Source organism: Klebsiella sp. 64 (genome assembly GCF_018223915.1).
In the GTDB taxonomy this organism is placed as follows: domain Bacteria; phylum Pseudomonadota; class Gammaproteobacteria; order Enterobacterales; family Enterobacteriaceae; genus Klebsiella; species Klebsiella pneumoniae.
This window is the reverse complement of the sequence record NZ_JAGRQZ010000003.1, coordinates 265,236-278,652: the sequence shown is the minus strand read 5'-3', so window position 1 is coordinate 278,652 and position 13,417 is coordinate 265,236. Positions and strand designations below refer to the sequence as shown.

Genomic DNA, 13,417 nt, shown 5'->3' with positions numbered 1-13,417 from the left:
CGATGAAATGGGACTGGATTTTCTTTGATGCCGATGAAACGCTGTTTACGTTTGATTCTTTCAGCGGCTTGCAGCGGATGTTTCTCGACTACAGCGTGACCTTTACCGCCGAAGATTTTCAGGACTATCAGGCCGTGAACAAGCCGCTATGGGTGGATTACCAAAACGGCGCCATCACCTCGCTGCAGCTGCAGCACCAGCGTTTTGACAGCTGGGCGGAACGTTTGAATGTGCCGCCCGGGGAACTCAACGACGCGTTTATGAATGCGATGGCGGAAATCTGTGCCCCGTTGCCGGGCGCGGTCTCGCTGCTCAACGCGCTGCAGGGCAAGGTCAGAATGGGCATCATCACCAACGGCTTTACCTCGCTGCAGCAGACTCGTCTGGAGCGGACAGGTTTACGCGATCACTTTGATTTGCTGATTATTTCTGAACAGGTGGGTGTCGCCAAGCCGGACGCGCGTATTTTCGATTATGCGCTGGCGCAGGCGGGTAACCCACCGCGCTCGCGGGTGCTGATGGTCGGTGATACCGCCGAGTCGGATATTCGCGGCGGCGTGAACGCCGGACTGGCGACCTGCTGGCTCAATGCGCATCAGCGCGAGCTGCCGGCGGATCTTGAGCCGGACTGGACGGTGACCTCGTTAAGCGAACTGGAGCAGCTCCTGTGTAAACACTGATTGCCTCCCCCCCGTTGATGGGTAAAATAGCCGCAATTTTTCGTATTCCACATGCGTGGCCCATGGCCGCGTTTACTTAGAAGATTAATTATGACGTTGTCTCCTTATCTGCAAGAGGTGGCCAAACGCCGCACTTTTGCCATTATTTCTCACCCGGATGCCGGTAAGACCACTATCACCGAAAAGGTGCTGCTGTTCGGACAGGCGATTCAGACCGCCGGTACAGTAAAAGGTCGTGGTTCCAGCCAGCACGCGAAATCCGACTGGATGGAGATGGAAAAGCAGCGTGGTATCTCGATCACCACCTCGGTAATGCAGTTCCCGTATCATGACTGCCTGGTGAACCTGCTGGATACCCCGGGGCACGAAGACTTCTCCGAAGATACCTACCGTACCCTGACGGCGGTGGACTGCTGCCTGATGGTGATTGACGCGGCAAAAGGCGTCGAAGATCGGACCCGTAAGCTGATGGAAGTCACCCGTCTGCGCGATACGCCGATCCTCACCTTTATGAACAAACTCGACCGTGATATCCGCGATCCGATGGAGCTGCTGGATGAAGTCGAGAACGAGCTGAAAATCGGCTGCGCGCCGATTACCTGGCCTATCGGCTGCGGCAAGCTGTTCAAAGGCGTTTATCATCTCTACAAAGACGAAACCTACCTGTATCAGACCGGTAAAGGCCACACCATCCAGGAAGTGCGTATCGTGAAGGGGCTCAACAACCCGGATCTCGACGCGGCGGTGGGGGAAGACCTGGCGCAGCAGCTGCGTGACGAGCTGGAGCTGGTGCAGGGGGCGTCGAATGAGTTCGACAAAGATCTGTTCCTGGCCGGGGAAATCACCCCGGTCTTCTTCGGAACCGCGTTAGGTAACTTCGGCGTTGACCATATGCTGGATGGCCTGGTGGAGTGGGCCCCGGCGCCGATGCCGCGCAACACCGACACGCGTGAAGTCACCGCCACGGAAGAGAAATTCACCGGCTTCGTGTTTAAAATTCAGGCCAACATGGATCCGAAACACCGCGACCGCGTGGCTTTCATGCGGGTGGTGTCCGGCAAATATGAAAAAGGCATGAAGCTGCGTCAGGTGCGTATCGGCAAGGACGTAGTGATTTCCGACGCGCTGACCTTTATGGCGGGCGATCGCTCGCACGTTGAAGAAGCGTACCCAGGCGATATCATCGGCCTGCATAACCACGGCACCATTCAGATTGGCGATACCTTTACCCAGGGCGAGATGATGAAGTTCACCGGTATTCCGAACTTCGCGCCGGAACTGTTCCGTCGTATTCGCCTGAAGGATCCGCTGAAGCAGAAACAGCTGCTGAAAGGGCTGGTTCAGCTCTCTGAAGAGGGCGCGGTCCAGGTCTTCCGCCCGATCGCTAATAACGATCTAATCGTTGGCGCCGTCGGCGTGCTGCAGTTTGACGTGGTGGTAGCGCGTCTGAAAAGCGAATACAACGTGGAAGCGATTTACGAATCGGTCAACGTGGCCACCGCGCGCTGGGTTGAATCTACTGACGTGAAGAAGTTCGAAGAGTTCAAGCGGAAAAATGAAGTTCAGCTGGCGCTGGATGGCGGCGATAACCTGACCTACATCGCCCCGACAATGGTCAACCTGAACCTGACGCAGGAGCGTTACCCTGACGTGGTGTTCCGCAAAACGCGCGAGCACTAATCCCTGACGAAGCGCGGCGCAGGCCGCGCTTTTTTCTGGTTACGCCCCCGTTCCCTTCCTTCTGGAAAGTTCTTAAAACACCGCTAATTCGTCTGTTTTTTATCCATATCCTCCGCAACCCCTTCGTCTGTCTACTATATTTAATTCGTGTTTTTAAAAATGCTGGCGTAATTCACTGCGATAAGACGCCAGCGCTGGTGAAAAAACGAGGACATAACGATGACCAGACTAAAGAATGCCAATATGTTGCTGGCGCTCTTCTTAGGCTTAGCCGCGTTGAACGCCTCGGCAGAGACGGAAAAAACAACGGTAGACAGTGCGAAGTCGGCTGCCAGCAATGCGGGAGAGGCGGTAGATAATTCGATTAACAAAGTCGGCGATTTTATGGACGACAGTACCATTACCGCACGGGTAAAAGCGGCGCTGATCGACCATAAAGATATTAACTCCGGCGATATTTCGGTGAAAACGGAGAATAAAGTGGTCACCCTCAGCGGCGACGTCACCAGTGCTGAACAGAAAAGTCAGGCACTGAGCGTAGCGAAAGAGGTCAAAGGCGTCTCACACGTTAACGACAAGCTGACGGTCCATCATAAATCATCGAGCGAGACGGCGACGCTGAAAGGCTATGCCGGGGATACCGCCATTACCAGCGAAGTGAAAGCCAAGCTGCTGGCGGATGACATTGTCCCTTCGCGCAATGTGAAAGTCGAAACCAACGCCGGCGCGGTACATCTGACCGGTACGGTGGCTTCCGCGGCGCAGGCGGAGCGTGCCGCAGAGATTGCGAAAGCGGTCTCCGGTGTGAAAAGCGTGCGCAACGATCTTAGCGTTAAGTAAACCGAGTTATTAACAAAAGTGTTGTCTGGCCAAGGTTGCCGAACGAATAGCAGCATCCACTGAGCGATGAGCTATACAGAAAGGGTGCGCAAACCGCTGTTCACCGTCCATTATGGTAAGGAGAAAAGTATGTTTCGATGGGGAATTATTTTTCTGGTCATTGCATTAATTGCTGCGGCTCTGGGCTTTGGTGGTCTGGCGGGTACGGCCGCTGGCGCTGCGAAAATCGTCTTTGTCGTCGGGATTATCCTGTTCCTGGTGAGCCTGTTTACAGGACGCAGACGTCCTTAGGCGGCCCGCGATGCGGGCGATACTGAAGCCTAAGCATTTTTACTGACACGTCATCTTACACAAAGCCAGTCCTGAGGACTGGCTTTCGCGGTTTAAGCGGCGGGCAAATTGCGTTACCTTGTCAGGAGAAGATCAATCGAACAGGAAAGCAGGGTGGGGCAGCGCATTCCCGTCACGCTGGGCAATATCGCCCCGCTGGCGGTTAAACCCTTCCGACCAGGCAAGCTGGCGCTGGTATGCGAAGGTGGAGGACAGCGAGGGATTTTTACTGCCGGGGTGCTGGACGAATTTATGCGCGCCGGATTTAACCCCTTTGACCTGATGCTGGGTACTTCCGCCGGCGCGCAAAACCTCTCCGCCTACATGTGTAATCAGCAAGGCTATGCACGCAAAGTTATCACCCGCTACACCACTTCACGCCAGTTTTTCGATCCGATGCGCTTTGTGCGCGGCGGCAACCTTATCGATCTCGACTGGCTGGTTGAGGCCACTTCGCAGCAAATGCCGCTTGCCATGAACTATGCCGAAGCGCAGTTCGCGTTGGGGAAAGAGCTGTGGCTATGCGCTTGCCGCGGTGACGATTACTCCGCCAGCTATTTTTCGCCGACGCCGCAAACGTGGCTGGATCTGATCCGCGCCTCCAGCGCCATCCCCGGCTTTTATCGCAGCGGCGTGTTGCTCGACGGCGTTAGCTACCTGGACGGCGGCGTCAGCGATGCGATCCCGGTGCAGGAGGCGGCCCGCCGCGGCGCCAAGACCATCGTGGTGATCCGTACCGTCCCTTCGCAGATGTTTTATACCCCGCAGTGGTTCAAGCGGATGGAGCGCTGGCTGGGAGAGAGTAGTCTGCAACCGCTGGTCAATTTGGTGCATCATCACGAAACCACCTACCGCGCCATCCAGCAGTTCATCGAGAAACCGCCGGGTAAGTTGCGGATCTTCGAAATCTATCCGCAGCGGCCGCTGCGCAGCATGGCGCTAGGCAGCCGACTACCGGCGCTGCTGGAGGACTACAAAACCGGGCGCCAGTGCGGCCGTTATTTCCTGGCAACGGTGGGTAAACTACTGGCCGACCAGCCGCCGCTGCTGCGCCACGCGCCGCGTATTGCCCGGCCCGCGCCGGTGGTGGTGCCGCCGGTGCCGGTGGCCAATGAAGCGCCCCAGGCGACCATCATGCCTGCGCCCCAGGCGAATGACCCCAGTTTTGATCATGAGGATCTGGCGTGACGCACCGTTTTATCGATACCCACTGTCACTTTGATTTTCCCCCCTTCGCGGCAGATGAGGTCGCCAGCCTGGCGCGTGCGGCGCAGGCCGGCGTCGGGCGAATTATCGTTCCAGCCATCTCTGCTGAGCGTTTTAGCCGCGTGCTGACGCTGGCAGCTCAGCACGAAGCGCTGTACGCCGCGCTGGGTATGCATCCGATCGTCATCGAAGAGCATACTGATGAGGGACTGGCGCAGCTGGAAGCCTTGATGGCGCAGCGGCCGCCTAAACTGGTGGCGGTGGGAGAGATTGGCCTCGATCTTTATCGCGACGATCCGCAGTTTGATCGTCAGCAGGCGCTGCTGGAAGCGCAGCTGAGGCTGGCGAAGCGTTACGATCTGCCGGTGATCCTCCACTCCAGACGCACCCACGATAAGCTGGCGATGCTGCTGAAAAAACATGCCCTGCCGCGTACCGGAGTCATCCATGGCTTTGCCGGCAGCCTGCAGCAGGCCGAGCGCTTCGTTCAGCTTGGCTATAAGATCGGCGTTGGCGGCACCATTACCTATCCCCGCGCCAGTAAAACCCGTGAAGTGATGGCGCGTCTGCCGCTTTCCGCTCTGCTGCTGGAGACCGATGCGCCGGATATGCCGCTAAATGGCTTTCAGGGACAGCCCAATCGACCGGAACAAGCTGCACGGGTATTTGAGGCGCTGTGTGAACTGCGTCCGGAGTCGCCGGCAGCCATAGAAGAAGGGATCATGCACAATACGCTCGCCTTGTTTTCCCTTCCCCCGGTCTCTGTATGGTGATCGATTTCTCATAATTGTCCATCCATATCATTGATTTGCTTAAAATGTGTGAAGCCAGACGGGCAGGATAGTTTCAGGCCGATATAATCACGCGGTTAGTACTGGACTATCAAAAACACAGGGAATCTGTATGCAAATCCTCATGGGACTTATCGGCATGGTGGCGCTATTGGCCATTGCTGTGCTGCTCTCCAATAACCGAAAAGCCATTAACCTGCGCACCGTGCTCGGCGCCTGGATAATCCAGGTAGGTATCGGCGCGTTAATATTGTATGTACCGGCCGGGCGCGCGGCGCTATTAGCGATGTCGAATGGCGTCGCCAGCGTTATTGCCTACGGCAATGAAGGGATTAGTTTCATCTTCGGCGGGCTGGTCTCCGATAAAATGTTCGAGGTGTTTGGCGGCGGCGGCTTCGTCTTTGCCCTGCGCGTGCTGCCGGTGATCGTCTTCTTCTCGTCGCTGATTGCCGTGCTTTACTACCTGGGCATTATGCAGCTGGTCATTCGCATTCTCGGCGGCGCGCTGCGGGCAGTGCTGAAGACCTCACGTACCGAATCGCTGTCGGCCACGGCGAACATCTTTGTTGGCCAGACCGAAGCGCCGCTGGTGGTGCGTCCTTATATCGCCACCATGACTCGCTCGGAGCTGTTTGCGGTCATGTGCGGCGGCCTGGCCTCGGTGGCGGGCTCGGTACTGGCGGGCTATGCGCAGATGGGCGTTCCGCTGGAGTACCTTATTGCCGCGTCGTTTATGGCGGCGCCGGGAGGCCTGCTGTTTGCCAAAATTATCGTACCGGAAACGGAAAAACCGGACGATAACCCGGCTCATGACAGCCAAAGCGCTGACGCGGATAAACCGGCCAACGTGCTGGATGCCGCCGCCTCCGGCGCCGCGTCTGGTATGCAACTGGCGCTCAACGTCGGCGCGATGCTGCTGGCGTTTATTGCGCTGATCGCCCTGCTGAACGGCATACTCTCCGGCGTCGGCGGCTGGTTTAACCATCCTGAGCTGTCGCTGCAGATGATCCTCGGCTGGATCTTCTCACCCCTGGCGTGGGTGATTGGCGTGCCGTGGCACGAAGCGACGGTGGCGGGGTCGTTTATCGGCCAGAAGCTGATCATTAACGAGTTCGTGGCCTACATGAACTTTGGCGAATATTTAAAGGCGGATGCCGAAGTGGCGGCGGCCGGGCTGCAGGTCATTTCAGATCACACCAAAGCCATTATCTCTTTCGCGCTGTGCGGCTTTGCCAACCTGTCATCGATCGCCATTCTGATTGGCGGACTCGGGGGAATGGCGCCCAACCGGCGGCAGGATATCGCTCAGCTTGGGCTACGTGCGGTAGCGGCGGGGACGCTATCCAACCTGATGAGCGCCACCATCGCCGGGGTTTTTCTCGCCCTGTAAGCCTGTCTCCTGAACCAGCGGCCACCGTGCCGCTGGTGTTGCTGTAAATGTGATAATTTCATCACCACTCTCTTTTTTGAAAAATAGTTTATATTTCAATTTGTAGCGTTTTAATTGCCCGTAAATTGGGCAAAATGTGCGCCACGCTATCGAGTGTAATTGTTATTGTGTGTTAGAATTATCACATCCTCATCGGCGGCGTGGTATCTATTATGCTTAAGAGGGGACTAACGATAATTGCTACGGTATTGAGTGGTAATTTGTGATTTTAATCACGTTACAGTAATGCAAATTCGTAAGTAGTTTTCATTAACTGTGATGAATGTCGAAGTGTAACGACGAGCGAATGTTACAATAGTAACAGACTCGCAAGGTGAACAAACTATTGATCCGGCACGACGCCGGCGGAGTATGAAATGACTGATTTAAAAGCAAGCAGCCTGCGCGCGTTAAAACTGATGGACCTGACCACTCTGAATGACGACGACACCAATGAGAAAGTCATTGCCCTGTGTCATCAGGCGAAAACGCCGGTGGGTAACACCGCGGCGGTCTGCATCTACCCGCGCTTCATCCCGATCGCCCGTAAAACGCTGAATGAGCAGGGGACGCCGGATATTCGCATCGCCACGGTCACCAACTTCCCGCACGGGAATGACGATATCGACATTGCGCTGGCGGAAACCCGCGCGGCGATCGCTTACGGCGCTGACGAAGTGGACGTGGTCTTCCCGTACCGCGCGCTGATCGCCGGCAACGAGCAGGTCGGTTTCGAGCTGGTGAAAGCCTGTAAGGAAGCCTGTGCGGCGGCTAACGTGCTGCTGAAAGTGATCATCGAAACCGGTGAGCTGAAAGAAGAAGCGCTGATCCGTAAAGCGTCTGAAATCTCTATCAAAGCCGGGGCCGATTTCATCAAAACCTCGACCGGTAAAGTGCCGGTAAATGCCACGCCGGAAAGCGCGCGCATCATGATGGAAGTGATCCGCGATATGGGCGTTGAGAAAACCGTTGGCTTCAAACCGGCGGGCGGCGTGCGCAGCGCGGAAGACGCGCAGCAGTTCCTGGCGATCGCTGATGAACTGTTCGGCGCCGACTGGGCCGATTCTCGTCACTATCGTTTTGGCGCATCCAGCCTGCTGGCTAGCCTGTTGAAAGCCCTGGGTCACGGCGACGGCAAGAGCGCCAGCAGCTACTAATCCCTTGATTTGCCGGATGGCGCTGCGCTTATCCGGCCTACGAATTGATGCCTGTAGGCCGGATAAGGCGCTCGCGCCGTCATCCGGCAATTTATTCTCTTTGGGAGGTTACCGTGTTTCTCGCACAAGAAATTATTCGTAAAAAACGTGATGGTCAGGCATTAAGCGATGAAGAGATCCGCTTTTTCATCAACGGCATCCGCGACAATACTATCTCTGAAGGGCAGATCGCCGCGCTGGCGATGACCATCTTCTTCCACGATATGTCTATGCCGGAGCGCGTTTCGCTGACCATGGCGATGCGGGATTCCGGTACCGTTCTGGACTGGAAAAGCCTCAACCTTAACGGTCCGATCGTCGATAAACACTCTACCGGCGGCGTCGGGGATGTCACTTCGCTGATGCTGGGGCCGATGGTGGCCGCCTGCGGTGGTTACGTACCGATGATCTCCGGCCGCGGCCTCGGCCATACCGGCGGTACGCTGGACAAACTGGAAGCGATCCCGGGCTTCGATATCTTCCCGGACGACAACCGCTTCCGCGAGATTATAAAAGATGTTGGCGTGGCAATTATCGGGCAGACCAGCTCCCTTGCCCCGGCCGACAAACGTTTCTATGCCACCCGCGATATTACCGCGACGGTGGACTCCATCCCGCTGATTACCGCCTCGATTCTGGCGAAGAAGCTGGCGGAAGGGCTGGATGCGCTGGTGATGGACGTCAAAGTCGGCAGCGGCGCCTTTATGCCGACTTATGAACTCTCTGCCGCGCTGGCCGAAGCGATCGTGGGTGTCGCCAACGGCGCCGGCGTGCGCACCACCGCGCTGCTGACCGATATGAATCAGGTACTGGCCTCCAGCGCCGGCAACGCCGTTGAAGTTCGCGAAGCGGTGCAGTTCCTGACCGGCGAATATCGCAACCCGCGCCTGTTCGACGTGACAATGGCGCTGTGTGTGGAAATGCTGATCTCCGGCAAGCTGGCGGCGGACGATGCCGAGGCGCGCGCGAAGCTGCAGGCGGTGCTGGATAACGGTAAAGCGGCGGAAGTGTTTGGCCGCATGGTCGCGGCGCAGAAAGGGCCGAGCGACTTTGTCGAGAATTATGCTAATTATCTGCCGACGGCGATGCTGAGCAAAGCAGTCTATGCTGATACCGAAGGTTTTATCAGCGCGATGGATACTCGCGCGCTGGGCATGGCAGTGGTTTCTATGGGCGGCGGCCGCCGTCAGGCATCGGACACCATTGACTATAGCGTTGGCTTTACCGAGATGGCGCGTCTGGGTGACCGCGTCGACGGACAGCGTCCGCTGGCGGTGATCCATGCCAAAGACGAGAACAGCTGGCAGGAGGCCGCGAAAGCGGTCAAAGCGGCCATTAAACTGGACGATAAAGCCCCGGAAATTACACCGACAGTCTATCGCCGTATCACTGAATAGCGATATACTGATCTGATCGCTTTTTTGCAGCGCAAGATGTATGGAGAACAAGATGAAACGTGCATTTATCATGGTGCTGGACTCCTTTGGGATTGGCGCAACGGAAGACGCAGACCGCTTTGGCGACGTCGGCGCCGATACGCTGGGCCACATTGCAGAAGCCTGCGCCAAAGGCGAGGCTGACCACGGCCGCAAAGGCCCGCTGAATTTACCGAACCTGACCCGTCTGGGTCTGGTGAAAGCGCATGAAGGCTCCACCGGTAAAATTGCCGCGGGTATGGATGGCAATGCCGAAGTGATTGGCGCCTATGCCTGGGCGCATGAACTTTCTTCCGGTAAAGATACCCCGTCCGGTCACTGGGAAATCGCCGGCGTGCCGGTGCTGTTTGACTGGGGCTACTTCAGCGACCAGGAAAACAGCTTCCCGCAGGAGCTGCTGGATAAGCTGGTGAAACGCGCCAACCTGCCGGGCTATCTCGGCAACTGCCACTCCTCCGGGACGGTGATCCTCGATCAGCTCGGCGAAGAGCATATGAAAACCGGGAAACCGATCTTCTATACCTCCGCTGACTCGGTGTTCCAGATCGCCTGCCACGAAGAGACCTTTGGCCTCGACAAGCTGTATGAGCTGTGCGAAATCGCGCGTGAAGAGCTGACCGAAGGCGGCTATAACATTGGTCGCGTGATTGCTCGTCCTTTCGTGGGCGACAAAGCCGGTAACTTCCAGCGTACCGGTAACCGTCACGACCTGGCGGTAGAGCCGCCGGCGCCGACCGTGCTGCAGAAGCTGGTCGATGAGAAAAACGGCCACGTGGTGTCCGTGGGTAAAATCGCCGATATCTACGCCAACTGCGGTATCACTAAGAAAGTGAAAGCCACTGGGCTGGACGCGCTGTTCGACGCGACCATCAAAGAGATGAAGGAAGCGGGCGACGAGACTATCGTCTTCACTAACTTCGTCGATTTTGACTCCTCCTGGGGCCACCGTCGTGACGTCGCTGGCTACGCGGCGGGTCTGGAGCTCTTCGACCGCCGTCTGCCGGAGCTGATGGAGCTGGTTGGTGAGGACGACATCCTGATCCTCACCGCCGACCACGGCTGCGACCCGACCTGGACCGGTACTGACCACACCCGCGAGCATATCCCGGTGCTGGTGTACGGCCCGAAAGTGAAACCAGGTTCGCTCGGTCACCGTGAAACCTTCGCGGACATCGGCCAGACTATTGCGAAATACTTTGGTACGTCTGACATGGAATATGGCAAAGCCATGTTCTGAGGTCATTGCCCGGTGGCGCACAGCGATCCGGGCCTACGATTTGTAGGCCGGGTAAGGCGTAGCCGCCACCCGGCAAAAACAACAATGTAAAAGGAACTGAAGATGGCAACTCCTCACATTAACGCAGAAATGGGCGATTTCGCTGACGTCGTTTTGATGCCGGGCGACCCGCTGCGCGCGAAGCACATTGCAGAAACCTTCCTCGAAGACGTGCGTGAAGTGAACAACGTGCGCGGCATGCTGGGCTTCACCGGTACCTATAAAGGCCGCAAAATCTCCGTGATGGGCCACGGGATGGGTATCCCGTCCTGCTCTATCTACACCAAAGAGCTGATCACCGATTTCGGCGTGAAGAAAATCATCCGCGTGGGCTCCTGCGGCGCGGTGCGTGAAGATGTCAAACTGCGTGACGTGGTGATCGGCATGGGCGCGTGCACCGACTCTAAAGTGAACCGTCTGCGTTTCAAAGACCATGATTTTGCGGCGATTGCCGATTTCGGCATGGTGCGTAATGCGGTAGACGCGGCGAAAGCGCTGGGCGTTGACGCGCGCGTCGGCAACATCTTCTCCGCAGACCTGTTCTATACGCCGGACCCGTCCATGTTCGACGTGATGGAAAAATACGGCATTCTGGGCGTGGAAATGGAAGCGGCGGGTATCTACGGCGTGGCGGCGGAGTTCGGCGCGAAAGCGCTGACCATCTGCACCGTCTCCGACCACATCCGTACCCACGAGCAGACCACTGCCGCTGAACGTCAGACGACCTTCAACGACATGATCAAAATCGCGCTGGAATCCGTGCTGCTGGGCGATAAAGAGTAAGAGCTGTTGTGCCGGGTGGCGGCTTCGTCTGACCCGGCCTACGGTTTTCCCGGCCCGCTAAGCGCAGCGGGCTTTTTTTATCAGCGCACTGCGCCGGCAATCCACGCCGACAGTTCTTTCAGTTCCGCTTCCTGCTCCGGGAAATCGCCGACCAGCGCCTCGCACTGCTGCTGTAATACTTCCCCCCGATACTGACAGCCGACTAAGCGTGCCGCCAGGGCCTCCAGCGGCGCCGGGTTCAGGCTATCGGTAAAGGCCTGCGCGCGGGTGATATGCCCTTTTTCGACGTCAAAATGCAGCTCAACGCCGCCCCAGCGAAAGCGCTCGTCCAGAAGATGAGAGAAGGCCGGTGCCTGGCCGAAGTTCCACTCCCAGCTGCTCTGACGGGCGAATGTCTCAGCAAAATTTGGTAGATCCGGCGTGTTGTCGGGGGAGATCACCTCGGCGTCCACCCGTTCGCCGTAATGGCTGAAGAATGCTTCCTGGATCGCCTCGCAAACTTGCTGATTGGTAATGCCCGGCAGCAGCTCAACCAGGTTCGCCACCCGTCCGCGCACCGAGGTAATGCCTTTAGCCTGCAGCTTTTTCTGGTCCGGGTTGAGGTAGTTGGCGAGACGGCTTAAATCGGCGTTGAGCAGCAGGGTGCCGTGATGAAAACCGCGGTCCATGGTTTCACGATAGGCGGAGCCGGAGACTTTGCGGTCGCCGCTGTCGGTTTTGACCACCAGATCGTTGCGCCCGGAGGCTTCGGCGGTTACGCCGAGTGAATTAAGCGCCGTCAGCACAATAGCGGTGGAGACGGTTTTGTCGTACTCCGGTTTGCCTGCCATAAAGGTAAAGCAGGTATTGCCAAGGTCGTGGAACACCGCGCCGCCGCCGCTGCTGCGACGGGCCAGCCGCACATGGTCTTCTTCCATGCGGCGGGTATTACACTCCTTCCACGGGTTCTGCGCGCGGCCGATGACCACGGTATCGGCATTGCGCCACAGGAACAGCACCCGCTGGGTGGCGGGCATCTGGCGGAAAATGCACTCCTCGACCGCCAGGTTGAACCACGGGTCGTAAGAGTCAGAGAGCAGGAGGCGCAATGTGGACATTATAGATTTCCTTTCTTTTCATCGTCTTCATCCTCAACCGGCTTGTTGGCGGTGAGCAGGAAGGGCGATTGCTGCCAGCGGGTGCGTTTGCCCTGCAGCAGCGTGCGGGTCAGCACCACGCCGATAGCCAGGGACAGTAACAGCATCAGGCGTAAGATATTGGTGGTATTATCCACCTGCTTCGCCTCGGTCGCCAGGGTATGAGTATCGAGGGTCAGACGCAGGTAGCCCAGCGGGCCGTTTTTTCCTGGCACCGGTTCGACAATCTGCTGGTTGAAGTAGCCGCCGGCTTTTTTACCATCCAGCGCCAGCCGGTCGCGAACCTCGACGCTTTCGCCAGAGCGCGCCACCAGGTCGCCCTGTTCGTCATATACGCCGGCGTCCAGGACGCGGCTGTTATGGGTTAGCTGGGTCAACAGCTGATTGATGCGCTTCTCGTCAGGCGTCTCGCTGCGCATCAGCGGCGCGAGATTCAGCACCACCTGCTGCGCCAGCGTGCGGGCCAGCTCTTCCAGCTGCGGATTGCGTTGTTTCTGACTGTTCTGACTGAACCACGAAGCGCCCTGCATCAGCGCGACGAGCAGGGCGAGACAGATAAGAACAATGACCGCACGATGCAGCCGGAATTTCAGTTTTGCGCGAACCATATTCCACCTTTGAAAATTTGCAGCTT

General features: G+C 57.4%; 13 protein-coding genes. 11 read left to right on the top strand and 2 right to left on the bottom strand.

Annotated elements, in window-relative coordinates:
* Window positions 1–2: 2 nt before the first annotated feature.
* From yjjG to deoD, 11 genes are all read left to right on the top strand, one after another.
* Window positions 3–680: a pyrimidine 5'-nucleotidase gene (yjjG, locus tag KHQ23_RS04420; protein ID WP_004146044.1), complete on the top strand. Its 678-nt coding sequence runs from the start codon at window positions 3–5 to the stop codon at window positions 678–680.
* A 90-nt stretch (window positions 681–770) separates the two neighbouring features.
* Window positions 771–2,360, top strand: coding sequence for a peptide chain release factor 3 (prfC, locus tag KHQ23_RS04415; protein ID WP_002887711.1), 1,590 nt, complete (start codon window positions 771–773; stop codon window positions 2,358–2,360).
* 219 nt (window positions 2,361–2,579) lie between these two features.
* Window positions 2,580–3,200: a molecular chaperone OsmY gene (gene osmY, locus KHQ23_RS04410; RefSeq protein WP_004146042.1), complete on the top strand. Its 621-nt coding sequence runs from the start codon at window positions 2,580–2,582 to the stop codon at window positions 3,198–3,200.
* A gap of 129 nt (window positions 3,201–3,329) precedes the next feature.
* The gene (locus KHQ23_RS04405) at window positions 3,330–3,491 is read left to right on the top strand and encodes a DUF1328 domain-containing protein (protein WP_002887716.1); all 162 of its coding nucleotides are present in this window, start codon (window positions 3,330–3,332) and stop codon (window positions 3,489–3,491) included.
* 153 nt (window positions 3,492–3,644) lie between these two features.
* Window positions 3,645–4,718: a patatin family protein gene (locus KHQ23_RS04400; protein ID WP_021462665.1), complete on the top strand. Its 1,074-nt coding sequence runs from the start codon at window positions 3,645–3,647 to the stop codon at window positions 4,716–4,718.
* Complete coding sequence (locus KHQ23_RS04395) at window positions 4,715–5,509, top strand: TatD family hydrolase (RefSeq protein ID WP_021462664.1); 795 nt, start codon at window positions 4,715–4,717, stop codon at window positions 5,507–5,509. The genes KHQ23_RS04400 and KHQ23_RS04395 overlap by 4 nt, the downstream gene beginning before the upstream one ends.
* 130 nt (window positions 5,510–5,639) lie before the next feature.
* The gene (locus KHQ23_RS04390; protein WP_004146034.1) at window positions 5,640–6,917 is read left to right on the top strand and encodes a NupC/NupG family nucleoside CNT transporter; all 1,278 of its coding nucleotides are present in this window, start codon (window positions 5,640–5,642) and stop codon (window positions 6,915–6,917) included.
* A gap of 416 nt (window positions 6,918–7,333) precedes the next feature.
* Window positions 7,334–8,113, top strand: a complete 780-nt coding sequence (gene deoC, locus KHQ23_RS04385; RefSeq protein ID WP_002887784.1) for a deoxyribose-phosphate aldolase — start codon at window positions 7,334–7,336, stop codon at window positions 8,111–8,113.
* Between the two features lie 113 nt (window positions 8,114–8,226).
* Window positions 8,227–9,549, top strand: a complete 1,323-nt coding sequence (gene deoA, locus KHQ23_RS04380) for a thymidine phosphorylase (protein WP_002887787.1) — start codon at window positions 8,227–8,229, stop codon at window positions 9,547–9,549.
* 52 nt (window positions 9,550–9,601) lie between these two features.
* Complete coding sequence (gene deoB, locus KHQ23_RS04375) at window positions 9,602–10,825, top strand: phosphopentomutase (protein ID WP_004151380.1); 1,224 nt, start codon at window positions 9,602–9,604, stop codon at window positions 10,823–10,825.
* A gap of 102 nt (window positions 10,826–10,927) precedes the next feature.
* Window positions 10,928–11,647 (top strand): purine-nucleoside phosphorylase, encoded by a 720-nt coding sequence (gene deoD, locus KHQ23_RS04370; RefSeq protein ID WP_002887789.1) that lies wholly within the window; start codon window positions 10,928–10,930, stop codon window positions 11,645–11,647.
* A gap of 80 nt (window positions 11,648–11,727) precedes the next feature.
* On the opposite strand, the gene lplA is transcribed toward deoD, so the two are convergent.
* Complete coding sequence (lplA, locus tag KHQ23_RS04365) at window positions 11,728–12,744, bottom strand: lipoate--protein ligase A (RefSeq protein WP_211776925.1); 1,017 nt, start codon at window positions 12,742–12,744, stop codon at window positions 11,728–11,730.
* Window positions 12,744–13,391, bottom strand: a complete 648-nt coding sequence (locus tag KHQ23_RS04360) for a YtjB family periplasmic protein (RefSeq protein WP_002887794.1) — start codon at window positions 13,389–13,391, stop codon at window positions 12,744–12,746. Before KHQ23_RS04360 ends, lplA begins: the two co-directional genes overlap by 1 nt.
* Between the last annotated feature and the right edge of the window lie 26 nt (window positions 13,392–13,417).

Coding starts and splice junctions, on each gene's coding strand:
- yjjG (WP_004146044.1), top strand. CDS start 3: ATGAAATGGGACTGGATTTTCTTTGATGCCGATGAAACGCTGTTTACG.
- prfC (WP_002887711.1), top strand. CDS start 771: ATGACGTTGTCTCCTTATCTGCAAGAGGTGGCCAAACGCCGCACTTTT.
- osmY (WP_004146042.1), top strand. CDS start 2,580: ATGACCAGACTAAAGAATGCCAATATGTTGCTGGCGCTCTTCTTAGGC.
- KHQ23_RS04405 (WP_002887716.1), top strand. CDS start 3,330: ATGTTTCGATGGGGAATTATTTTTCTGGTCATTGCATTAATTGCTGCG.
- KHQ23_RS04390 (WP_004146034.1), top strand. CDS start 5,640: ATGCAAATCCTCATGGGACTTATCGGCATGGTGGCGCTATTGGCCATT.
- deoC (WP_002887784.1), top strand. CDS start 7,334: ATGACTGATTTAAAAGCAAGCAGCCTGCGCGCGTTAAAACTGATGGAC.
- deoB (WP_004151380.1), top strand. CDS start 9,602: ATGAAACGTGCATTTATCATGGTGCTGGACTCCTTTGGGATTGGCGCA.
- deoD (WP_002887789.1), top strand. CDS start 10,928: ATGGCAACTCCTCACATTAACGCAGAAATGGGCGATTTCGCTGACGTC.
- lplA (WP_211776925.1), bottom strand. CDS start 12,744: ATGTCCACATTGCGCCTCCTGCTCTCTGACTCTTACGACCCGTGGTTC.
- KHQ23_RS04360 (WP_002887794.1), bottom strand. CDS start 13,391: ATGGTTCGCGCAAAACTGAAATTCCGGCTGCATCGTGCGGTCATTGTT.